We start from the raw sequence: 21,901 nt of genomic DNA on the forward strand, positions 1-21,901 counted from the left end.
TATCAACCTTGGCGAGGCCGGCCACGACAGGCAGGCATGCGAGACGCCGAGCACGAAGCGCCGAATGACGGATCTCCCTTTTCACGAAACTCCCCTTTTTCATGAAACTGAGGGCAACCCGCGACCGGAAAACGCCACCGGCGGCTTTTTTACGGCACGCGACGGCAAGAAGATACGCTATGGCCTGTTCGCCGCGGTCGCCCGCCCGATGAAGGGCACCGTGGTGCTGCTGTCCGGCCGCAACGAGTGCATCGAGAAATATTTCGAAACCATCCGCGACCTTGCGGCGCGCGGTTTTGGCGTCGCCACGCTGGACTGGCGCGGCCAAGGCGGCTCCGACCGGCTGATCCGCGATCGCCAGCGCGGCTATATCAGGTCCTTCCGCGACCACACGGCCGACCTTGAACAGTTCTTCGAGGAGATCGTGCTGCCGGACTGCCGCGGGCCGTACTACATCCTTGCCCATTCGGCCGGCGCCGTGATCACGCTGCTTGCTTCGCCCTCCATGGTCAACCGCGTGCGGCGCATGGTGCTGATCGCGCCGTTCTTCACCTTGCCCGACCTGCCCGTCTCGATCCGGACGGTCCGCCGCGTCTGTTCGCTGTTTTGTGCCCTGGGCCTTGGCCGGCTTTACGCCGCCTGGGGGCCGCGGCCGAAGGTTACCGCTCCCTTCGACACCAACAAGGTAACGACGGATCCGGAACGCTACCGCCGCAACACTAAGATCTACGAGGATCACCCGCAACTGGCGCTTGGCGGCCCGACGATCCGCTGGCTGAGAGCGGCTGCCGAAGCCGCGGAAGCGGTAAGCGATCCCGAATTCATGGCCCGCATCCGGGTCCCCCTGCTGGTCATCGCCGCCGGTGCCGATCAGGTCGTCTCGACCAAGGCCGTGGAAGCCTATGCCAGGCGTCTGCGCCTCGGCTCGCTGCTCATGATCGACGGCGCGCGTCACGAGATCCTGCAGGAGGCCGACATCTACCGCGAGCAATTCCTCGCCGCCTTCGACGCTTTCATTCCCGGCAGCGACGACCCGACGGCCTGATGGCGCGTATTGCCGAGACCGGAGCCGGTCCGGCGCCGGCTCATGCCTGGTTGGCGAAATTCCATAATCCGGTTGGCCCCCCAGGTCGCCCCGCTATCCGCCGACAACGCCCGTTCCCAGCACGCCGTCTTGCACGGATCAATGTCGGACGATGATCGCGCCGACGCCTCGGCAGGTTTAACGGCTATGCATGCTTCTCAATTCGGCCGTTCGGCCGGAGACAGCTCGACGCCTGGTTCCCGTTCCGGCGCCGGGCGCTAGTTACCGTCCGCAGAGGTCAGTCGACGGGATCGGGAGGAGCGGTCATGAACGCATCGGGCACGCTGCCACGCCAGGGCCATCGCCTGCTGCAGCTCGGCATCGCCCTCCTGCTGTTTTCGTCATTCGAAGGGTTCGCCATCCCATACCTCGCCGCACCGCGGCTCGGATTGTCGGTTCACACACTCAGCGCCTTGCAGGGCGTCCTGCTGCTGGTTTTGGGTCTCGTCTGGTCCAGGCTCAATCTTGGCGTCGCGATGTCGCGGATTGCGTTCTGGTTCCTGATCTATTCAGCCTTGGCCATCCTGGCAGCCTATGTGATGGCCAGCCTCTGGGGAGCCGGCGACGAGACGATGCCGCTGGCGGCCGGAGCCGCGCATGGAAGCGCCTTTCAGGAATACGCGATCAAAGGCATCGCCTATTCGTCCGCGCCGACCGGCCTCATCGCTTTCGCGCTCATTCTATGGGGCCTGCGTCTCTCAGACGCCTAAAGCGCATCGCGGCGAAACGGATGCTCAGCCGCGCAGGGCCGCCATCGCCGCTGCATGGAGCTCGGGCGTCGCCGCCGCCAATATATCGCCGCCATTCTCGGCCGGCCCGCCGTCGAAGGTGGTGACCACGCCGCCCGCCTTCTCGATGATGGGGATCAGCGCCACGATGTCATAGGGCTTCAGTCCGGGATCGGCGACGATGTCGACGCTTCCCGCGGCGACCATGGCGAAGGCGTAGCAGTCGGTGCCATAGCGAGCGAGTTGCACCTGCCTCTCGAACTGGTCGTAGCGCAGGCGCGCCTCGCCCTTGAACAGCGCCGGCGTCGTGGTGAACAGCGTTGCTTCAGCAAGGCTCGTCGTCTTGCGTGTGACCAGTTTGCGCGGCCCGCCCGGCCCCTCATAATGGGAGCCGGAGGCGTTGGCGTAGAAGAGCTCGCCGGTGAAGGGCTGCGACATCAATCCGGCAACGGCATCGCCCTCCACCGTCAATCCGACCAGCGTCCCCCACACCGGCAGGCCGGAGATGAAGGCGCGCGTGCCGTCGATCGGATCGATTACCCAGACATGCCTGCTGGAAATATTCTCGCTTCCATGTTCCTCGCCGAGAATGCCATGGTCCGGATATTGCGCCGAGATCAGCGCCCGGATGGCACGCTCGGCTTCGCGATCGGCTTCGGTGACCGGATCGAAGCTGCCCTTTTCCTTGTTGGCGACCGCGCCCTGGTTGCGGAAGCGCGGCAAGGTTTCCGCCGCCGCCGCTTGCGCGATGCGGCGCATGAAATCGATGCTGATGTCCAACTGATTCTCCCGCATTGCAGCATGGCCGAGCCCACGTGTGCCGCCAGTTCCGCGCCAAGACAAGGGTGTTCCAGGATTTTTCGCCGCGCCGACTGTTGCCAGAATAACACGCCGGCGCCACCGAAGCGCAATTTCCACATCACTCTGAATTAAAAAAGCCGGTAGGTCGCTTGACATTTGTGCAGCGCACCATACCATTGATCTCGGACAGGGTTTCCTGTCCATGCCCTCCTTGGGCGTTTCCTCCCTAGACTTCGACCGTATCGTGCGAACGATGCGGTCTTTTTTTCGCCGCCAGTTCCAATCCCCGCCAATCCCGATCCATGTCGCCCAGAACTATGCGGCGGTTGTGGATGGCGCCATCTAATGAAACCGGGCTCTGTTCACTCCGCGGCCAGCGGCAGATCCATGAAATGGTGGTCGGGCATGGCCATCAGGTCGGCCGAAAATCGCGCCAGGTCGTCGGCCAGCGCATCGAAGCCCGCCGCTTTCTCGAATGTCCGCTCATTCATATAGAGCCCGCGATTGACCTCGATCTGCAGCGCATGGAGATGGCGCGCCGGGCGACCGTAGTGTTCGGTGATGAAGCCGCCGGCATAGGGCTTGTTGTGGGCGACGGTATAGCCCATGGCGTTGAGCAGGCCGATTGCGGTCTCGGTCAATGCCGCGGTGGCCGAGATGCCGAAGCGGTCACCAATGATGAAATCGGGCCGCAGGCCGTTGTCGCCGACGCGGATGCTCGCCGGCATCGAGTGACAGTCGATCAGCACGGCAAAGCCGAAACGCGCGTGGGTTCGCGTCAACAGCCGTTTCAGCGTCTCATGATAGGGTTTGTAGACCGCCTCGATGCGGGCAACCGCTTCGGCCAGCGGCAGGCGACCGGAGTAGATGTCGAGGCCTTCACCGACCAGCTTCGGAACGGTGCCGAGCCCGCCGGCCACGCGCGCGGAACGGATGTTGCAGAAGGACGGCACCGGCTCGGCGAACATGCGCGGATCGAGTTCCCACGGCTCGCGGTTGACGTCGAGATAGGCACGCGGGAAATTTGCCGCGAGCATCGGCGCGCCAAGCGCCACCGCGCCGCCGAACAGCTCGTCGACATAGCAGTCCTCGGACCGGCGAATGGCGTTGCGGTCCAGCCTCGCCATGGCGAGGAAGCGCTCCGGATAATGGCGCCCGCTGTGGGGTGAGTTGAAGAGGAAGGGGACGCGCTGCTCGGCGCCCGACCGGATTTCGAAGGGGGGAACGACCGAAAAATCCTCGGCTGCCGTCTTCAATTTGAACGAACCCGAAAACACCAATGCATCATAGGATGAAAGTGCCACCTTGACGGCCGCATGTCCAGCATTTCGGCGCCGGCACCGCCTTTCCGAATGCGGATTATGCCGCGCCTCGTTCACTTGATGTTTACCCTCGCCTCCTCATATACAGGATGGTTAACGGCCCTGCCTTTCGGCAGAGTCCGGGCGGGTGATTCGGACGGGATATCATGGCACGCATTCTTCTGGCGGAAGACGACGACGATATGCGTCGCTTCCTCGTCAAGGCGCTGGAGCGCGCCGGTTACCAGGTCAGCGATTTCGACAACGGCGCCAGTGCCTATGAGCGGCTGCGCGAGGAACCGTTCTCGCTGCTTTTGACCGATATCGTCATGCCGGAGATGGACGGCATCGAGCTGGCCCGCCGCGCCACCGAGATCGATCCCGACCTCAAGGTCATGTTCATCACCGGTTTCGCCGCCGTTGCGCTGAACCCGGATTCCAAGGCGCCGAAAGACGCCAAGGTGCTGTCGAAGCCGTTCCATCTGCGCGACCTCGTCAACGAGGTCGAGAAGATGCTGCAGGCGGCCTGAGCCGTTTTTGCCCAAGGCATCGGCGACTATCGGCCGGTGCGGCAAAACGGAGCCTTCTTTCCCCTTTCCTGCTATTGACGCGCCGGATCAAAAATGGTGTATGCGCGGCTTCGGATGGGCGTGTAGCTCAGCGGGAGAGCACTGCATTGACATTGCAGGGGTCACAGGTTCAATCCCTGTCACGCCCACCATCCTTTCAAAGACTTAGCTTCTTGGGCCGATTGGCACAGAACGGCACAAAACGCCCACTGAGCTCCTGAATAGTGCCCTTGAGTATTCCGATGCGGCCGATCCGTGACAGCTTGTGTGTTACGCCCGATATGGCGGGGTCAAGAAAAAAGCCGAACGGAACAACCAGCGCCGTGAGAAGTTAGCCGGCACGCTTCCCTCCGCCCTCCGTCGGCTCAATAGCCCCGTTTGCGCTCGCGGGGCGGGGTTTCTGCGTTTTGGGCATCTACCTCCAATTGCCGACCGAATCGCTCTTTCGGGTGACTTTCTTAAAGGAGTGAACTGTTCAAATCTGGAGTCTCTCTAAGCGGGAGGAACGGATGGGCAGCGATTTCGAGGCCGCACGACGACACCTGAAGCGCGCGCGTCAGTGCCTTCATGGCGATGATCACGTGAGCAGAGAAACGGTTGAGAGAATCGATGAAATGATCATAGCCCTGGCCGCGGAGGAGTGCTCTTCGTTTGGCTCCCTCTTCCCCTTCGGCCATCGAACGACGCGGAACTCTGAGGCCGCCTCGTCCAAGGCATAGCTCTACCTGCCGAAGGCAAACACTCGCGGTCCGTCGAGGCCCCGCTGGCTCCGTCCGGCCGGCTCTTCTGTAGACTTGATGAAAAGGCCGGAGCCAACAACCGCTCCGGCCCTGTTCCGTCGTCAGTCATTGCAGCTGTCGTCGGCCTTTGCCGCCGCGGTCTTGCCGCCATGCTGCTGCGCCTCGATATCCTGCTGCGATGTTGCGAGATTCTTGTCACCGCCGCCTTCCGCCCCCGCCAACGGCATTGTGCTGCCATCCTTGGCGGCCGGTTTGCCGGCACTATCCTTGGCCTTCGGAGTTTCCAAGGGCGCGTGGGTACCATCTTTCGAAATACCGGCAGTCTGTTGGGTGTCGGCGCCCGTGTTGGCAGCCGACTTGTCCGGACATGCCGCGATTGCAGAGCCCGCAGAAAACGACACCGCAAGCGCGATTACCAAAGCCATTTTCATCATGCTCGTCCTTCTGTTTGAGTGCCCTGCGGGTGAAACTAACGGCGCTTTTCTTTGTTCCGGGCCGGGCCGTATGTCGTCATCGACGCACCACAACCGGCACGCTGATGCCACGGCGACGGCGCCAGATACTCCACGGAAGCGTTCGCCGACTCCCTTGTTATGCGGCCGAAGGGATACTCACCAGGAGTGAATGATGAAACGACTTCTTCTCGCTTCCGCCGTAATGATTCTTTCCGGCGGCCTTGCCCTGGCGCAATCGACCAATACGACGTCGAGCGGCTCCTCCTCCACGACGACAACGATGCCGACGGATCAGAACACGGACTCGACCACGACCAAGTCGACCAACTCCGCTAAGGATTGCGCACCGGGCCAACAGACAGGCAGCGCCAAGGAGTCAGCTCCCGGTCAGCAGGATACCAGCGCCAAGTCCGCGGCCCTGGCCAGATGGAAACGACGACGGAAGGTTGCTGACCGCATTGCCACTGATGTCTCGACTCGCAACCTTGGCCTCCAGGTGCCTCGCGTCAGTTGGAACCACCTGCTGGGCTGATAGCCCGTCGGCTTCGGCCGGCGGGTGTCCAATGAATGCGGCTGTGGACTCGGTGACCCCCTACGCAAACGTGACCAAGTTCTCTGAAAAGTGACTGACGATTGTCCGCCTCGACGCGATAACGTTCCTCGACATCAGGAGGAACGCCTTGAAGCTCAATTCGCAGCAGAAGAAAACCGTCCTTGCCTCATTCCTGGGCTGGACGCTCGACGCTTTCGATTTCTTCCTTCTGACATTCCTGCTCACCGACATTGCGTCTGAATTCCAGACCGACGTCCCGGCGGTGTCAAAGGCGCTTTTCCTGACCCTTGCGACGCGCTTCATTGGCGCGTTCTTCTTCGGCACGTTGGCAGACAAATTCGGGCGCAAGCCCATCCTGATGCTCAACATCGTCAGTTATTCCGTGATCGGCGCTTTGGCCGCCTTCTCGCCCAATCTCGGCATATTCCTGGCGCTGCGCGCACTGTTCGGCATCGCCATGGGCGGCGAATGGGGACTTGGCTCCTCGCTTGCCATGGAATCCATCCCGCCCAGCGCCCGCGGCATGGTCTCGGGCATCCTGCAATGCGGCTATCCGGCCGGCTACCTCCTAGCGGCGGTCGTCTATGGCCTGCTCTATCACCAGACGATCGGCGGCTACACGATCGGCTGGCGCGCCATGTTCCTGCTCAGTTTCATCCCGGCCCTGATCGTCCTTTTCATCCGCTCACATGTTCCGGAATCGCCGGCCTTCGTCGAGGCGCGGAAGACCGCAAGGCCCGGCATGCTGGAGACACTGCAAAAGCACTGGGGCGTCGCCCTCTATGCGGTCGTGCTGATGATGTTCTTCAACTTCTTCAGCCACGGCACGCAGGATCTCTACCCGACATTCCTGAAGAAGCAGCATGGTTTCGACCCGCACACGGTGAGCTGGATCACCATCGTCGCCAACATTGGCGCCATCGTCGGCGGTCTGGCGTTCGGGGCGCTGTCCGAGAAGATCGGCCGCGTCAATGCGATCACGCTCGCCTGCCTGATTGCCTTGCCGTCCATCCCGCTATGGGCCTACAGCTCGACGCCCTTCATGCTGGCCATCGGCGCCTTCGTCATGCAGGTCGCGGTCCAGGGCGCCTGGGGCGTCATTCCGGTGCACCTCAACGAGCTCTCGCCCGGCGCGGTGCGCGCGACCCTGCCCGGCTTCATCTACCAGGCCGGCAATCTCGCAGCCTCCTATGGCGGTCCCTATCAGGCGGGCATAGCCGAGGCTCCCGGAGGCAGCTATGGCTACGCGTTGGCGCTATTCGCCGGCGTGGTCGCCGTCTGCATCATCATCGTCATCCGCTTCAGTCCGGAACGGCGCGGCCAGGTGATGACCGTGCTGGACCACGACGTCAGCCGAGTCTGAGCGCCACGACGCCGGCGACGATGCTGAGCGCGGCGGCGCCGCGCCAGCCTGTCATCTTCTCGCCGAGCGCGAACACCGAGATCACCATGGCGAACAGGATGGAGGTCTCGCGCAGCGATGCCACCGAGGCGATCGGCGCCTTGGTCATCGCCCACATGACGATCCAGTAGGCAGCGCCGCTCAGCACGCCGGTGAACAGCCCCGCTTTCCAGTCCCGCGCCAGCACCGGCAAGGCCCGCGGTCCACGGAAGATCAGGCACAGCACCAGCGCTCCAAGCGCATCGCACACGAACAGCCAGGCGGCATAGCTCTGCGCCGTGGCCGCCAGCCGCGCCCCGCTGCCGTCGGACAGTGTGTAGCTGGCGATGAAGATCGAGGTCCCCAGCGCAAAGCCCACCGCGCGCAGGTTCAATCGTTCCAGATGCGCGCCGCCGCGAAACGACATCACCAGCGTGCCGGCCGACAGCAAAAGAATACCCAGAATGGCGAGCGGCGCCGGCACTTCGGCGACCACGAACATACCGCCAAGCGCCGCCAGCAAGGGCGCGGTGCCGCGCGCCAGAGGATAGGTCTGGGCGAAGTCGCCGGCCTGGTAAGCGCCGATCAGGAAGGTCCGGTAGCCCATGTGGAAAACGACGGAGGCAATGATATAGAGCCAGACTTCCGCCCTCGGCACCTCGACGAAGGGAAGTGCGAAAAGCGCGGCAAATCCCATGCCAAGCGTCATCAGGGTGATCGACAGGAAGCGGTCGAGATGGACCTTGACCAGCGCATTCCAGATCGCGTGCATGGCGGCCGCCGCAAGCACCGCGAAGAAGACGAAAAGCGTCATTTGGGCCTCATCCGCCTCCGGGGCCGGCGGGCGTTTCGAGATCGATGTCGATCCTGACCGGAAAATGATCGGAAGCCACTTCGCCAATGTCCGAGCTGACCGAGCGCACACGACCGGCAAACAGGCCGCCGACGAAGCAATGATCGAGCCGGCGCTTTGCCAGCCTGCCGTCGATGATCTTCTCATGCGTGTGGAAGTCATCCGCCGGTTCAATCGCCACGGCAGCGGCATCGACGAACCCATCCAGATAGGCGGCACCGCGATGATAGGGCGTGCCGCCGACGATGCGGCGGTATTCGGCGCTGCCCGGCTCCATGTTGAAATCGCCCATCCAGATCGCCGCCAGCGGGTTCTCCGGCTCTGGCTCGCCATTGCTCCAGTTGCGCGCCGGCTCATCGTCGGCGCCGCTCCACGGCCCGCCATCGGAGGGCGCCCGGCGATGCTCGGCGAACAGATAATCGATCTGCTCCAGCCGTTCTTCAACCGCGACATGGGCGAGATGCAATGAAAGCACCCGCACCGGACCCGCCGGCGTGCGGATCATGCATTCGAGCGCCGCGTTGCGGGTGTTGAGCGGCCGCAGTGTGCGGCGCATCGGCAGCGCATGCAGCCGCGACCAGACGATCGGCAGCTTCGACAGCACCATGGTGCCGAACTGCCGGCGCCGGCTGACGATGCGGCCGTCGCGCTGTTCGCTGGCGTCCATGTCGAAGGCCGGGCCGTAGACCCAGTGATAGTCCGGCAGCAGGCACGAAAGCAGCTCCGGCTGGTCGTCGAAATTGCTGCGCTGCCAGTGCCGCTCGACCTCCTGCAAGGCGATGATATCGGCGCCGGCAACAATGCGCGCGGCGCGCGCCGGATCGTAGAGGCCGTCGCTGCCGAACCCGTATTGGATATTGTAGCTGACCAGCTTCATTCTTGTCCGGCTCAGTTTGGTGACGGCAGTACCGTTTCGACGGCGACCTTGCAATGGACCGCCGCGGCGGCCCGGCTGGGCCACGACGTAAAAGCCCCTCGCCTCGCCTAGGTCGTCAGCGGCTGGAACCGTCCCGCCGGGGAAGCCGCCAGCTCCGACCAGTCGATTTCTTCCTCCAGCCGGTGATAGGCCTCGTCACCGATCGTCCCGTTGCGGCGAAGTTCTTCCAGCGCGTCGCGCTGGCGCTTGATGGCATAGAGCCGCAGCCGGTCGTACTCGGTTGCTGCCTGGGCGTCGTCGGGGTTCTTGGCGACCTTGCGCTGTGCGGCATACTGCTCGCGCACCGCCGCCGCCGCGGTCGAGGTCTTGCCGCTCAATATGTCGAGGGCCGCCTGCATGATGGCGACACGGGCCTGCGCGACCTCGCGGTCTATGGTCTCGTCCGGTTCGAGACGAAGCAGGCGCAGCAACGGCTTCAGGCTCATGCCTTGCAGGACAAGCGTGCCCAGCACCACGCAAAAGGCGGTGAGCACGATCGGATCGCGGCCGGGGAAGTTCGCCGGCAATGCGAAGGCAGCCGCCAGCGTCACCAGGCCGCGCATGCCGCACCAGCCGATCAGCACCCCGCCGCGAAACGACGGCACCTCTTGCCGCTGCTCCGCATTGCCGAAGCGGGCAAGCCCTCGGATCACGGCGCCGCAGCCCAGCACCCAGGCAAGGCGGGAAACGATGACGACGGCCAGGATCGTCCCTGCAAACAGGAACGCCTCGGACTGTCCCTGCTCGGCCAGGCGACCGACGATCAGCCGCGCCTGCAGGCCCATCAGCACGAAAGCCAGCACGTTGAGCACGAACACCGCCGTCTCCCAGACGGAATAGGAGCTGACGCGCTTTCTGGCCGACATGCGCCGCGGTGCGGTGCGCGCGATAGTCATGGCATAGACGACGATGGTGATGATGGCCGAGAGCCCCAGCCTGTCAGCCAGGATCCAGACGCCGAACGTCCCGGCGAACTGCACGACGGTGCCGCTCGCCGCATCTTCGATGCGTCCAAGCATCGCCTGGGACAGGCGGCCGAGCAGATAGCCCGCGGCCAGGCTGCCGATGGTCGACAGCAGGACCATCGGAACGGCACTGCCCAAAAGAACGGGACCGGCGGCGGCAGTGATCGCGATGCGATAGATCAAAAGCGCGGTGGCGTCATTGAGCAGGCTTTCGCCCTGAAGGATGGCCGTGATGCGGTGCGGCACCTTGAACTGCCCGAGCACGGCGCTCGCGGCAACCGCGTCCGGCGGCGCCACGATGGCGCCGAGGGCTATGGCGGCGGCGATCGGCAGGCCGGCCATTTTCCAGCCGACCAGGGCCACGACGGCGGTCGTGAAAACGACCGCGCCAAGCGCCAACAGCACAAGCGGCAGCCTGTAGCGGTTAAGATCGCGCAGCGATGTGTCGTAGGCCGCGTCGAGCAGCACCGGCGCAATGAACAGCGCAAGCGCCAGTTCCGGATCGATCTCGATCGTCGGCGCGCCGGGCAGGAAGCCAAGGCCGGCACCCGCCAGCGCCAGCAAGGCGGGGTAAGGAACCTGCAGGCGCCGCGACAGCGCCGTCAGCGCAACGGCGATCAGCAGGAGGACAAGGGTGAGCTCAAATAGCGCCATGGCTCATCGTAGCGGCGAAGCAGAGCTCTTGGCAGTGGCAAAGCGGCAAGATGCTGTTGATTGTCCAGCAGGGGAGGATCGTCCGGCAACTGGACCGGTGACCGGATCGGCAGGGCGCTCCGGCCGCGTCAGTGCAGCACCAGCAGGTCGCCCGACGAGAAGGAAATCTCCGCCTTCTCGCCGACGGCCGGCGGTGGCGTCGTCGAACTGTTGAACGTGTCGAGCGAGACGGTGTTGCCGCCGATGCCGACCCGGACCCGGATCACCGAGCCGAGAAAGTGCACTTCGGAAATCTCGCCGGACAGGCTTGAATCGCGACCGGGCTGGCGGCCGAGCGAAATGGCTTCCGGCCGCAGCGCCAATGACAGCGTATCGCCGGACTTCGAGCCGTTGAGCCTGCCCTTGAGCGAGACTTCCTCGGTGTTGACACGAACCTTGCCCGACGCCGCGTCGGTGACGGTGCCTTCCAGCACGTTCAGCGTGCCGACGAAATTGGCGACGAACTTGGTTGCCGGCCGGTTGTAGATCTCGAACGGCGTGCCGACCTGCTCGGCCTTGCCGCCATACATCACCGCGATGCGGTCGGAGATCGACAGCGCCTCTTCCTGGTCATGGGTGACGAAGATGGTGGTGATGCCGAGCTTCTTCTGGATCGAGCGGATTTCCTCGCGCAGCGAGACGCGCACCTTGGCATCAAGCGCCGACAGCGGCTCGTCGAGCAGCAAGAGCTTCGGCTTCGGTGCGATGGCGCGGGCCAGCGCGATGCGCTGCTGCTGGCCGCCCGAGAGCTGATAAGGATAGCGGTCGGCCATCTGCGGCAGCTTGATGATGCCCAGCATTTCGGCGACACGGGCATCGATGTCCGCCCTGGACATGCCGGCGACTTTCAGTCCGAAGCCGATGTTCTGCGCCACGGTCAGGTTCGGGAACAGCGCATAGGCCTGGAACACCATGCCGACATTGCGCTGGTTCGGCTTCAACCTGGTGATGTCCTTGCTGCCGACGACGATCTTGCCGGCCGACGGCTCCTCGAAGCCGGCGACCATGCGCAGCACCGTCGTCTTGCCGCAGCCTGACGGGCCGAGGAATGAGACGAACTCGCCCGGTTCGACGTCGAGATTGAAATCCTCGACAACGGTGGTGGCGCCGAAGGATTTTCGCACATGCTGGATGGAGAGGAATGGCTCGGCCATGGCTTTTTCTTTCGGGTCAGTTCGGACGATTAGCCGATTTCGGCGCGAAGCGCGACAGGATCTGGATCAGCGACATGCAGCCCCAGGTGATGACGAAGGCGATGATGGCAAGGGCCGCCGGCTCATAGGCGCGGTTGGCTCCGACATTCTGCAAATAGGGGCCGAAAGCCGGCCGGTTCAGCAGGCTCGCCATCGTGAACTCGCCGATGACGATGGCGAATGTCAGGAAGGCGCCGGACAACACCGCAATCAGCACATTGGGAAGGATGACGCGGGTGATGATCGTGCCCCAGCCGGCTCCGAGGATCTGGGCCGCTTCCGTCAACGTCCGCACGTCGATGGTTCTGAGCCCCGTATCGACGGCACGATACATATAGGGCAGCGCCAAGGTCGCATAGCCGATGACCAGCAAGGCATTGGTTCCCATATCGGACCCGAGGAACGGCAAGGGTGAATTCGAGCCGTACATCCTGATATAGCCGAAGACGATGACGATGGCCGGAATGACCAACGGCAAAAGCGTGATGAACTCGACGATCGGCCTGAGCTGCGGCAGCCGCAATCGGATCCAGTAGGCTGCCGGCACCACGATCAGCACACCCAGAATAATGGTGAAGATGGCGGCGACCACCGAATACAGGAAGGTCGCCTGGAAACGCGCGTCGCCGAGCACGATCCGGTAGGCGTCGAAGGAATAGGCGCCGCGCCGCATGCGCATGGAAAATTCCACCGTCGCGATCAACGGGATGAAGAAATAGGCCGCGCCGAGGATGAAGACCACCCAGGCCCAGAATCTGCCCGACTTCATTTCAGCCACCTCTCGGAACGGGTCCGGAACCAGATGTAGAAGACATTGGCCAGGCCGGTGATGACGATCATGCCGAAGGCGATCGCGTAGCCGAGATGGGCATTGTGCAGCACGTCGCCGCGGATTTGCGCGTAGAGCAGGATCGGCACGATGTTGAGCGACGAGCCGGTCAGCGCATAGGCGGTGGCGATCGCCCCGAAGGCGTTGGCGAAAAGCAGGATCACGGTGCCGAGAAAACTCGGCCAGATCACAGGGATGACCACGATGCGCCAATATTGCGCGGTGGTCGCGCCAAGCGTGGCGGCAGCTTCACCCCATTCCTTCTTCAAGCCATCGATTGCCGGCGTGATGATGACCACCATCAGCGGTATCTGGAAATAGACATAGGTCAGCGTCAGGCCCCAGAAGGACAGGATGTTGAAGCCGTGGGCATAGATGTTGAGGCCGAACACGGTGTTCAGGATCACCGTGGCAAGACCGAGCCGGCCGAGCGTGGCGAGGAAGGCGAAGGCCAGCGGCACGCCGGCGAAATTGGAGGCGACGCCGGAAAAAGTCAGGGTGGCCGAGCGTATCCAGTCCGGCAGCCCGCCGCGCACGATGGCGATGGCGATGGCCAGGCCCGCGAAAGCGCCGATCAGCGCCGAGGCCAGGCTTACCTTGATCGATATCCAGTAAGCGGCAACGATCGACGGCTGCGCCAGAGCGACAATGTTCTCGAGCGTGAACTCGCCGGCATCATTCTGGAATGCGCCCAGCATCAGATAAAGCGTGGGCAAAATCAGGAACATGATGGCGAAGATGAAGAACGGAGCGACGCCTAGCCATTGCGTCGGCAATCGCAACGCGCGTGCCTCCGCGGGCGGCGCGGTCTTGCCTGCGGTATCGTGACTGGAAAGCGAGAGATCGGTCATGCGCCGGCTACCGTCTTCGAGGGGGAACCGGGCGGCCGCGAAGCCGCCCGGTGGATTCAACTGTTACTTGACGTTGGCACCGACAACGGAGTCCCAGTTCTTGGTGACGGCTTCCTTGGCCTTGCCCTGCTCGTCCAGCGTCGGGAACACCGCCGAAGCATAGGCTTCCGCCGGCGGCAGCTTGGCCAGGACGTCCGCCGGGATCTTGCCGTTCTTGGCGAGATCGTTGAAGCGGATCGGGTGGCAATAGCCCTTGAGCCAGCCGATCTGGCCTTCGTCTGAATAGAGGTATTCCATCCAGAGCTTGGCTGCGTTCGGATGCGGCGCATAGGCGCTGATCGCCTGCACGTAGACGCCGGCGACGACGCCGGTCTTCGGCACGACGACGTCGACCGGCGGGTTGCCCTTCAGCGTGTCACGGCCGGCGAGCGCGTTGTAGTCCCAGTTGATCAGGATCGGGGTCTGGCCCTGGGCGAGTGTCGCCGGCTTGCCGATGACCGGTACGAAGTTGCCGGCGGCATTGAGCTTCTTGAAGAAGTCGAGGCCGGCGGTGCCCGCGGCTTCGCCAGCCGCGGCTCCACTCGAAAGGCCAGCGGCATAGACCGCCTGGATGGCCTGGTTCGAAGCGCGCGGATCACCGGCGAGAGCCACCGAATTGGCGAATTCCGGCTTCAGCAGATCGGCCCAGTCCTTCGGCGATTCCTTGACCAGATCCTTGTTCACCATCATCGCCAGAACGCCGTAGTAATCACCGTACCAGGCGCCGTCGGCATCCTTGGCGCTGTCGGGGATCGAGTCCCAGGTCGACACCTTGTAGGGCATCAGCAGGCCGTCGGCCTTGGCGGTCGGGCCGAAGGACAGGCCGACGTCGATGACGTCGGGCGCCTGCGGGCCCTTATTGTCCTTGTTGGCCTTGATCGCCTCGACCTCGTCGCCCGAGCCGGCGTCGGGGTTGAGCTCGTTGATGGTGATTTCCGGATATTTCGCCTTGAACCCGGCGATGACGTCGCCGTAACCGCACCAGTCATGCGGCAAAGCGATGGTGGTGAGCTGGCCTTCCGTCTTCGCGGCCTTGACGAGATCGTCCAGCGGAGCCGCGGACGAAATCACCGTCGACGCAAACAGCGCCGCGGCCGAAAGGGAAAGCACTTTCCCCGTGAATTTGAACATGTGTTCTCTCCGTTGAACTGACGCCGTTGGACGCCTGCGATGCGGTATCGTTTTCGTGTGACAGCCAGATGAAAGCTTTATGAAACCCCACCGCTGGCAGCACGAAAGTTAACTCCTTTTAATCGACTGTAGCAATTAGCCATCACTTAATTTTCCGGCTAATTACTTTTTGCTTTGCACTTCACCCTTTCCCCTTGGTTGCCCCTGATTTTCCAGATCAATTGTACCCTTAAAGCGGTATCACACCGTCCCGGCGATTGCATTTTCGAGCAGCGTCAGCGCTGCTTTCTTGGTCAGCTTGACCGGGTTGCCGCCGGCTGTCGGATCGACCACCGCCATATCGGCGATCAAGGCCTTGCGCTTCTTGTCCATGTCGAGCCCCTTGATCAGGCTTGGCAGCGCATGCGGCACCTTCAATTCCTTGCGAAGCTTGATGACAGCCTTGGCGAAGCCGTCGAAGCCGCCTCTTATGCCGCAATAGGCGGCGAGCCGCGCGATGCGGTCCTCGATCGCCTCGCGATTGAAGGCGAGCACATAGGGCATGAAAACCGCATTGGTCATGCCGTGATGGGTGTCGTAGAGCGCCCCGATGGGATGCGACAGCGAATGGATCGCCCCCAGCCCCTTCTGGAAGGCTGCCGCGCCCATCGCCGCGGCGCTCATCATGTTGGCGCGGGCGACCAGATCCCTGCCGTTGGCATAGGCCTTTGGCAGGTTCTCGAAGACAAGCCTGATGCCTTCCACGGCGATGCCGTCGGCCATCGGATGGTAGCCCGGCGCGCAATAAGCCTCGAGGCAATGGGCCAGCGCGTCCATGCCGGTGCCGGCGGTGATGAAGCCCGGCATGCCGACCGACAGTTCCGGATCGGCAATGACGATCGCCGGCAGCAGCTTCGGATGGAAGATGACCTTCTTGGTGTGGGTCGCCTCATTGGTGATGACGCCGGCGCGGCCGACTTCGGAGCCGGTGCCGGCGGTGGTCGGCACCGCTATGATCGGCGCGATCGCGTCCGAGTTGGCGCGTGTCCACCAGTCGCCGATGTCCTCGAAATCCCAGACCGGCCGCGTCTGTCCCGCCTGGAAGGCGATCAGCTTGCCAAGGTCGAGCGCCGAGCCGCCGCCGAAGGCAATGACGCCGTCATGCTTGCGCTTCTTGAACACCGCGATGCCGGCGGTGAGATTGGAATCGACCGGATTCGGCTTCACTTCGGAGAAAACGCCGTAGGGCACTTTTGCGTCATCGAGGATTTTCAGCGTCGAAGCGACGACCGGCAGTTTCGCCAGCCCCGGATCGGTGACGAAGAGCGGCCGCTTGATGCCGGTGGCGGCGAGCACCTCGGGCAATTCCTTGATGCGCCCGGCGCCGAAGCGAACGGTGGTGGGGTAGTTCCATTTGGAGATCAGCTTGGACATGTTTGTCTTTCAAAAAATCAGATGGCTTCGCGCAGGTGGAAGGATTTCGGCCGGGTCAGGTTGTCGTAGCCGATGGCGGACAAGCCGGCCCCCTTGCCGGTGTCCTTGACGCCGGTCCAGACCAGCGCCGGGTCGAGGTAGTCGCAGCGGTTCATGAACACCGTGCCGGTCTCGACGCGGTCGCCGATCGCCACCGCATGTTCGGTGTCGCGCGTCCAGATCGAGGCGGTCAGGCCGTAGGGGCTGTCGTTCATCAGCGCGATCGCCTCCTCGTCGTTGCGCACCTTCATGATGCCGACGATCGGGCCGAAACTTTCCTCGCGCATGACGCTCATCTGGTGGTCGACGCCGGTCAGCACCTCCGGCGCCAGATAGGGCGAGCCGGCCTTGTCTTGAGCCACCTTCATGTTGATATGCGCCTTGGCGCCCTTGCGCAGCGCCTCGGCCTTCTGCTCACGGATCAGGTCGGCGAAACGCGCCTGCGCCATCGGCCCCATCGTCGTCGCCTGTTCGAGCGGGTTGCCGACGACATAGTTCTTCGTCTCGGCGATGAAGGCTTCGACGAATTCGTCATAGACCTTCTCATGCACATAGACGCGCTCGATGCCGCAGCAGCACTGGCCGGAATTGTAGAAGGCGCCATCGACCAGATTGGCGACTGCATGGTCAATCTTGGCGTCGGGCAGCACATAGGCAGGATCCTTGCCGCCAAGCTCCAACCCGAGCGTCATGAAGGTGCCGGCCGCTGCCTTTTCGATGGCGCGGCCGCCGGCGACCGAGCCGGTGAAATTGACGTGGTCGATCTTGCCCGCGCCAAGCAATTTTTCTGTCTGGACATGGTTCAGCACGATGTTCTGGAACACGCCCTTGGGCAGGCCTGCTCTGTCGAAAGCCTGCTGGAAACGCTCGCCGACCAGCAGCGTCTGCGCGGCATGTTTGAGGATGACGGTGTTGCCGGCCATCAGCGCCGGCACGATCGTGTTGACCGCGGTGAGGTAAGGGTAGTTCCAAGGCGCGATCACCATGACCACGCCGAGCGGATCCTTCTTCACATAGCGGCGGAACCCGTCCTTCGGATTGGAAGCCGGGACCGATTTCAGCGCCGCCTCGGCGATCTCGACCATATAGCTGGTGCGTTCCTTGACGCCGCCGAACTCGCCGCCATAGCGCACCGGACGCCCCATCTGCCAGGCAATCTCCGGCACGATTTCGTCGGTCATGGCGACCAGCGTTTCGAGCATCGCCAGCATGTACTTGCCGCGCTCGACGATCGGCGTCCCGGCCCACTTCTCCTGCGCCGCTTTGGCGCGCTCGACAGCGGCATTGACCGCCTGGTCAGTGGCGATCGGACGCTCGGCATAGACCGAACCATCGATAGGGGATTTGAGTTTCACGATTTCCAAGAAGATGTCTCCATATCGAAAGGCAAAGCGTCAGCAGGCAAGGGCGCGAACATGCCCCGCTCTCGCATAATCCAGTATCGACTGATCGCGCGTCACGAGCGTCAGATCGAACGCCCGTGCCGTCGCGATCAATATTCTATCTGCCGGATCGCCGTGAAGCGATCCGGGCAAGAAGGACGATTCAATCAATAAGCCCGGCGAAAGAGCCTCTACCTTGATGCCTGGCGTGGCGATCACTTCCCCAAAAATGCTTGTTGGCGACTTTGCTGCCGCCAATCGGCCGTTGGCGCTCAGCAGGCCCAATTCCCAGGCCGATATGGGGGAAACCCGGATCTTCTCGTCAACAGCCGCGGCGGTATTGATCGCAGTCTTGGCTTCCGGCCTGATCGGCTCGTTCAGCGCTATCCATATGATCGCGCACGTGTCGAGCAGCAGCCTATGCGTCACGGCTGCACATCAGGCTCAAAAGCCGGCCTGGTGTAATCATGCCCTGGGCAAAGCGTAACCTTGCCTGTCCATATGCCGAAAAGCGGATGGTCGATATTTTCCCGTGGAAGTTCGTAGCTGGCCTGCGCTGGCTCCGCCATTTCCGGAGGAGTCTTGTCCATGGTAGCCATGTTCGGCTTTCGATAGCCCTCGGGCCATCCCTCCAGTTTAAAATCCACGCGTTCGTTCGCAAGGTCGACATGGGACGCCCGATAGTTTGCGCGCAACCAGGCGCGTGCCTGGCTGTGCCCGCTCGGGCTGTTCGCCCACCATTCCTCCCGCTGTCGCGCCGACGGCGGCAAGCGGCCGCCTATTATTTGCTCAATCTCCGCGAAGCTCATGGACATATGGCCTTGGCCCGAGAACAGAAGATGCTCGAAAAGCGGATGGTATTTGGTTCCTTCGGTCATCGCATAAATCTAGTTTAATCCGCGTTTCCGATCAAGGTAAGGGTAGTAACTTACTATCTTTCTAGTATCGCTCGAACCCTCTGTGCAGTTCCCAATCCGTAATGCGGCGGTCGTATTCGAACTGCTCCCATTTGGCGGTGTGGACGTAGTGTTCGAGCACGTCCTCGCCGAGCGCCTGTTTCAGCATCTTGGACTTGGCCAGCGTGTCGGTGGCGTCGCGCAGCGTCTTCGGGATCTCCGGCAGGCGCGAGGCCTGATAGGCGTCGCCGACGAAGGGCTTTTGCAGCTCCAGCTTCTCGTCGATGCCGGCAAGGCCGGCGGCGATCAACGCCGCGAAGGCGAGATAGGGGTTCAAGTCGGCGCCGCCGATGCGGCATTCCATGCGGATGCCCTTGGTGCCTTCGCCGCACAGGCGGAAGCCGGCGGTGCGATTGTCTTCGCTCCACATGATCTTGGTCGGCGCGAACGTTCCGGCCTGGAAGCGCTTATAGGAATTGATGTAGGGCGCCAGGAACCAGGTGAACTCCTTGGCGTATTTGAGTTGGCCCGCCGCCCACTGCTGGCCGAGGCTCGACAGCGTCCAGTCGGCTTGTCTGTCGAAGAAAAGCGGCGTCTTGCCGTCGGCGCTCCACAGCGAATTGTGGATGTGGCTGGAATTGCCGGCGAGCCCGTAATTGTACTTGGCCATGAAGGAAATCGCCTTGCCTTCGGATTCGGCGATCTCCTTGGCGCCGTTCTTCAAGATGACGTGCCGATCGGCCATGTCGAGGGCCTCGGCATAGCGCACATTGATCTCTTCCTGCCCCGGCCCCCACTCGCCCTTCGAGTTCTCGATCGGGATGCCTGCCGCTTCCATCTCGTTGCGAAGCCGTCGCATGACGCCTTCTTCCTTGGTGGTGATGCCGATCTGATAGTCGCCGATATAGGGCGAGGCGGTGTCGAGGCCCTGCCAGTGCTTCTTGCGGGCGGAATCGTAGGTCTCGCTGAAGAGGTAGAATTCGAGTTCGGAGGCGAAATAGCCGATATAGCCCCGCTCCGTCAGCCGCTTGACCTGCTTCTTCAGGATGGCGCGCGGGGAATGCGGCAGGTCGTCATGGGTGTGGTGATCGAGCACGTCGCAGATCACGAGCGCTGTCTTTTCCAGCCACGGAATGCGCCGCAGCGTCGCGAGGTCGGGCTTCATGACGAAATCGCCATAGCCCTTCGACCAGCTTGCCGCCTTATAGCCGGGCACCGGCTCCATATCGATGTCGGCGGCCAGGAGATAGTTGCAGCCATGCGTCTCGTCATGCGCGGAATCCACGAAGTACTGGGCCAGGAACCGTTTTCCCGCCAGCCGTCCCTGCATATCGACGATGCAGGCCAGCACCGTGTCGATCTCCCCGCCGGAAACCGCTTTCTTCAACTGATCGAACGAGAAATTTCCGGCCATTCCTTTGGCGCTCCAGTGCTTGTCATTTTGGGCTTGTCGATTTCGAAGGGTCGAAGCCATGGCCGGCGATGCGCCGGCCATGGCTGTGAGATGCTGGCCTCAGTGGCCGGTTTCGCCGACGGCCTGCTCAGCCGCCTTGATCGCCGCTTGGCGCGCCGCGATGATGTCGCCGAGCGGCGGACCCTGGAAGCGGTTGCGCTCGAAGGCAAACCAGACGATCGCGGTCAGGATGAAGAAGCCGACGGTGATGTAGAGCGCCCAGTCGTTCGGCGGCTGGATGCCGATGACGAAGATCAGGATCATCGACACGATCGACAGGACCGCAAACAGCATGAACACGCCGCGCCCCATGTTCCACGGTCCCATCTTGTCCCACTTGGGCGTGCCCCAGGCCAGCATGCCGAGCACGATCGGCACGGTGAAGGACAGGAACAGGAAGATGACGGTGCAGGAGACCACGATGGTGTAGGCCGAGGTGCCGGCGACCGAAACCAGCGTCGAACCCCAGACGAACAGCACCGACAGGATCGATGCCGTCCAGATCGCGGCCACCGGCGTGCGGTAGGTCGGGCTGACCTTGGCCAGTGCCGACGAACCCGGCAGGCCGCCGTCACGCGAGAAGGCGAAGATCATGCGCGAGGCTGAGGTGACGGTGGCGAGGCCGCACAGCAGCTGAGCGATGAACACGACGAGATAGACGAACTCCTTGAGGCCAGGGCTGACGCGCTGGTCGAAGGCCCAGAAGAACACGTTCCAGCCTTGCTTGGCGGCATCGTCCATGTTCGGGATCATCAGCACGAAGGCGGCCAGGAACAGATAGCCGAAGACCGCCGACCAGATCACCGACATGACCATGGCGCGCGGCACCGAGCTGGCCGCCTTGATGGTCTCCTCGGACGTATGCGCCGAGGCGTCGTAACCGGTGATGGTGTAGATCGGCAGCAGGAGGCCAAGCGCGAACACCCAGGCATTCGAAACCGACGGCCAGACGCCGCCTCCGGCATCGCCGGAGTAGTTATGGAAGGTAAACAGCCGGCTGAAATCCCAGGTTTCGGCGGAGAGCAGGCAGACCACCGCGATCAGGATCGAGCCGAAGAAGATGAGATAGCCCGAGAAGTCGGTGAGCTTGGCCGTCAGCTTGATGCCGAGATGGTTGATCAGCGCCTGGGCGCCGGTGATGATGACCAGAAAGATCATCTGGTTGGTCAGCGTGCCTTCGATGCCGAGCGCCGGTCCGAAGGCACCGATGAAGAACGTCCAGGTGCCGACATTGATGGCGCCGAGCACGGTGATCAGGCCGAGCAGGTTGAGCCAGGCCGTGACCCAGCCGGTGCCGCGGTTGCCCAGGATCGAGCCCCAATGATAGAGCCCGCCGGCCGTCGGATAGGCCGAGCTGATCTGCGACATGGCGACGGCGAACGTCAACGAGACGAAGCAGCCGACCAGCCAGCCGATGCCGATGCCGATGCCGCCGGCGCCCGACGTTGCCTGCGCCAGCGAATTGATGCCGCCCGACAGGATGCAGATGATGGAGAAGGAAACGGCGAAATTCGAAAAGCGGCTGAGGCGCCGCTCCAGTTCCTGGGCGTAGCCCATGCTGTGGAGGACCTTGACGTCCTCCGCCTTGTCAACTTCGGTATATCCAGGTGCTGCCATTTTTAGTCCCCTTGCGTTC

General features: G+C 62.9%; 21 protein-coding genes and 1 tRNA gene. 6 read left to right on the forward strand and 16 right to left on the reverse strand.

The features are described from left to right. Positions 1-64 precede the first annotated feature (64 nt). On the forward strand, positions 65-1,045 hold the full coding sequence (locus tag FJ443_RS22140) for an alpha/beta hydrolase (protein ID WP_140513689.1): 981 nt from the start codon (positions 65-67) through the stop codon (positions 1,043-1,045). Positions 1,046-1,350: 305 nt separating this feature from the next. Beyond that, positions 1,351-1,794, forward strand: a complete 444-nt coding sequence (locus FJ443_RS22145; protein ID WP_140556546.1) for a hypothetical protein — start codon at positions 1,351-1,353, stop codon at positions 1,792-1,794. Positions 1,795-1,818: 24 nt separating this feature from the next. Here the strand turns inward: FJ443_RS22145 and hisN are convergent, their stop codons facing one another. Continuing rightward, on the reverse strand, positions 1,819-2,592 hold the full coding sequence (gene hisN, locus FJ443_RS22150; RefSeq protein ID WP_140556544.1) for a histidinol-phosphatase: 774 nt from the start codon (positions 2,590-2,592) through the stop codon (positions 1,819-1,821). A 383-nt stretch (positions 2,593-2,975) separates the two neighbouring features. After that, a complete protein-coding gene (locus tag FJ443_RS22155; RefSeq protein ID WP_140556542.1) occupies positions 2,976-3,917 on the reverse strand; it encodes an N-formylglutamate amidohydrolase in 942 nt (313 codons plus the stop codon). Between the two features lie 164 nt (positions 3,918-4,081). Here FJ443_RS22155 and FJ443_RS22160 point away from each other — a divergent pair, with 164 nt between their 5' ends. Both FJ443_RS22160 and FJ443_RS22165 read left to right on the forward strand, forming a co-directional pair. Further along, the gene (locus tag FJ443_RS22160) at positions 4,082-4,444 is read left to right on the forward strand and encodes a response regulator (protein ID WP_006199474.1); all 363 of its coding nucleotides are present in this window, start codon (positions 4,082-4,084) and stop codon (positions 4,442-4,444) included. 116 nt (positions 4,445-4,560) lie between these two features. Then, a tRNA-Val gene (locus tag FJ443_RS22165) sits at positions 4,561-4,635 on the forward strand. 689 nt (positions 4,636-5,324) lie between these two features. On the opposite strand, the gene FJ443_RS22175 is transcribed toward FJ443_RS22165, so the two are convergent. Further along, positions 5,325-5,657: a hypothetical protein gene (locus FJ443_RS22175; RefSeq protein WP_140496294.1), complete on the reverse strand. Its 333-nt coding sequence runs from the start codon at positions 5,655-5,657 to the stop codon at positions 5,325-5,327. A gap of 190 nt (positions 5,658-5,847) precedes the next feature. Here FJ443_RS22175 and FJ443_RS22180 point away from each other — a divergent pair, with 190 nt between their 5' ends. Both FJ443_RS22180 and FJ443_RS22185 read left to right on the forward strand, forming a co-directional pair. Continuing rightward, positions 5,848-6,210: a hypothetical protein gene (locus FJ443_RS22180; protein ID WP_181165233.1), complete on the forward strand. Its 363-nt coding sequence runs from the start codon at positions 5,848-5,850 to the stop codon at positions 6,208-6,210. A 148-nt stretch (positions 6,211-6,358) separates the two neighbouring features. Continuing rightward, on the forward strand, positions 6,359-7,594 hold the full coding sequence (locus FJ443_RS22185) for an MFS transporter (RefSeq protein WP_140513694.1): 1,236 nt from the start codon (positions 6,359-6,361) through the stop codon (positions 7,592-7,594). On the opposite strand, the gene FJ443_RS22190 is transcribed toward FJ443_RS22185, so the two are convergent. The 13 genes from FJ443_RS22190 to FJ443_RS22250 all read right to left on the reverse strand — a co-directional run bounded on the left by FJ443_RS22190 (position 7,581) and on the right by FJ443_RS22250 (position 21,882). Further along, complete coding sequence (locus FJ443_RS22190; protein WP_140496297.1) at positions 7,581-8,426, reverse strand: EamA family transporter; 846 nt, start codon at positions 8,424-8,426, stop codon at positions 7,581-7,583. The two genes, FJ443_RS22185 and FJ443_RS22190, sit on opposite strands and share 14 nt — an antisense overlap. 7 nt (positions 8,427-8,433) lie before the next feature. Then, positions 8,434-9,342 carry an endonuclease/exonuclease/phosphatase family protein gene (locus FJ443_RS22195; protein ID WP_140665926.1) on the reverse strand — a complete coding sequence of 303 codons (909 nt, stop codon included), beginning with the start codon at positions 9,340-9,342 and terminating at the stop codon, positions 8,434-8,436. A 107-nt stretch (positions 9,343-9,449) separates the two neighbouring features. Continuing rightward, positions 9,450-11,000: a sodium:proton antiporter gene (locus FJ443_RS22200; RefSeq protein WP_140496299.1), complete on the reverse strand. Its 1,551-nt coding sequence runs from the start codon at positions 10,998-11,000 to the stop codon at positions 9,450-9,452. Positions 11,001-11,128: 128 nt separating this feature from the next. Further along, a complete protein-coding gene (locus FJ443_RS22205) occupies positions 11,129-12,193 on the reverse strand; it encodes an ABC transporter ATP-binding protein (protein ID WP_140496300.1) in 1,065 nt (354 codons plus the stop codon). A gap of 16 nt (positions 12,194-12,209) precedes the next feature. Next, positions 12,210-13,001 carry an ABC transporter permease gene (locus FJ443_RS22210; RefSeq protein ID WP_140513696.1) on the reverse strand — a complete coding sequence of 264 codons (792 nt, stop codon included), beginning with the start codon at positions 12,999-13,001 and terminating at the stop codon, positions 12,210-12,212. Further along, a complete protein-coding gene (locus FJ443_RS22215) occupies positions 12,998-13,912 on the reverse strand; it encodes an ABC transporter permease subunit (protein ID WP_140513697.1) in 915 nt (304 codons plus the stop codon). Before FJ443_RS22215 ends, FJ443_RS22210 begins: the two co-directional genes overlap by 4 nt. 63 nt (positions 13,913-13,975) lie before the next feature. Continuing rightward, entirely contained in the window at positions 13,976-15,082 is a 1,107-nt protein-coding gene (locus FJ443_RS22220) for an ABC transporter substrate-binding protein (protein ID WP_140556535.1), read from the reverse strand. 240 nt (positions 15,083-15,322) lie between these two features. Continuing rightward, positions 15,323-16,495 (reverse strand): iron-containing alcohol dehydrogenase, encoded by a 1,173-nt coding sequence (locus tag FJ443_RS22225; RefSeq protein ID WP_140665929.1) that lies wholly within the window; start codon positions 16,493-16,495, stop codon positions 15,323-15,325. Positions 16,496-16,512: 17 nt separating this feature from the next. After that, positions 16,513-17,898, reverse strand: a complete 1,386-nt coding sequence (locus tag FJ443_RS22230) for an aldehyde dehydrogenase family protein (protein WP_140665932.1) — start codon at positions 17,896-17,898, stop codon at positions 16,513-16,515. Between the two features lie 30 nt (positions 17,899-17,928). Next, on the reverse strand, positions 17,929-18,345 hold the full coding sequence (locus tag FJ443_RS22235) for a type II toxin-antitoxin system VapC family toxin (protein WP_140522425.1): 417 nt from the start codon (positions 18,343-18,345) through the stop codon (positions 17,929-17,931). Then, positions 18,342-18,794, reverse strand: coding sequence for a hypothetical protein (locus FJ443_RS22240; RefSeq protein ID WP_140665935.1), 453 nt, complete (start codon positions 18,792-18,794; stop codon positions 18,342-18,344). The genes FJ443_RS22235 and FJ443_RS22240 overlap by 4 nt, the downstream gene beginning before the upstream one ends. 61 nt (positions 18,795-18,855) lie before the next feature. Next, on the reverse strand, positions 18,856-20,226 hold the full coding sequence (locus FJ443_RS22245; RefSeq protein WP_140496308.1) for a glutamine synthetase family protein: 1,371 nt from the start codon (positions 20,224-20,226) through the stop codon (positions 18,856-18,858). 99 nt (positions 20,227-20,325) lie between these two features. Then, complete coding sequence (locus FJ443_RS22250; protein WP_140496309.1) at positions 20,326-21,882, reverse strand: amino acid permease; 1,557 nt, start codon at positions 21,880-21,882, stop codon at positions 20,326-20,328. Between the last annotated feature and the right edge of the window lie 19 nt (positions 21,883-21,901).

Source organism: Mesorhizobium sp. B2-6-1, from assembly GCF_006440475.1.
Lineage (GTDB): Bacteria > Pseudomonadota > Alphaproteobacteria > Rhizobiales > Rhizobiaceae > Mesorhizobium.

Coding starts and splice junctions, on each gene's coding strand:
- FJ443_RS22140 (WP_140513689.1), top strand. CDS start 65: ATGACGGATCTCCCTTTTCACGAAACTCCCCTTTTTCATGAAACTGAG.
- FJ443_RS22145 (WP_140556546.1), top strand. CDS start 1,351: ATGAACGCATCGGGCACGCTGCCACGCCAGGGCCATCGCCTGCTGCAG.
- FJ443_RS22160 (WP_006199474.1), top strand. CDS start 4,082: ATGGCACGCATTCTTCTGGCGGAAGACGACGACGATATGCGTCGCTTC.
- FJ443_RS22175 (WP_140496294.1), bottom strand. CDS start 5,657: ATGATGAAAATGGCTTTGGTAATCGCGCTTGCGGTGTCGTTTTCTGCG.
- FJ443_RS22180 (WP_181165233.1), top strand. CDS start 5,848: ATGATGAAACGACTTCTTCTCGCTTCCGCCGTAATGATTCTTTCCGGC.
- FJ443_RS22190 (WP_140496297.1), bottom strand. CDS start 8,426: ATGACGCTTTTCGTCTTCTTCGCGGTGCTTGCGGCGGCCGCCATGCAC.
- FJ443_RS22195 (WP_140665926.1), bottom strand. CDS start 9,342: ATGAAGCTGGTCAGCTACAATATCCAATACGGGTTCGGCAGCGACGGC.
- FJ443_RS22200 (WP_140496299.1), bottom strand. CDS start 11,000: ATGGCGCTATTTGAGCTCACCCTTGTCCTCCTGCTGATCGCCGTTGCG.
- FJ443_RS22205 (WP_140496300.1), bottom strand. CDS start 12,193: ATGGCCGAGCCATTCCTCTCCATCCAGCATGTGCGAAAATCCTTCGGC.
- FJ443_RS22210 (WP_140513696.1), bottom strand. CDS start 13,001: ATGAAGTCGGGCAGATTCTGGGCCTGGGTGGTCTTCATCCTCGGCGCG.
- FJ443_RS22215 (WP_140513697.1), bottom strand. CDS start 13,912: ATGACCGATCTCTCGCTTTCCAGTCACGATACCGCAGGCAAGACCGCG.
- FJ443_RS22220 (WP_140556535.1), bottom strand. CDS start 15,082: ATGTTCAAATTCACGGGGAAAGTGCTTTCCCTTTCGGCCGCGGCGCTG.
- FJ443_RS22225 (WP_140665929.1), bottom strand. CDS start 16,495: ATGTCCAAGCTGATCTCCAAATGGAACTACCCCACCACCGTTCGCTTC.
- FJ443_RS22240 (WP_140665935.1), bottom strand. CDS start 18,794: ATGACCGAAGGAACCAAATACCATCCGCTTTTCGAGCATCTTCTGTTC.
- FJ443_RS22245 (WP_140496308.1), bottom strand. CDS start 20,226: ATGGCCGGAAATTTCTCGTTCGATCAGTTGAAGAAAGCGGTTTCCGGC.
- FJ443_RS22250 (WP_140496309.1), bottom strand. CDS start 21,882: ATGGCAGCACCTGGATATACCGAAGTTGACAAGGCGGAGGACGTCAAG.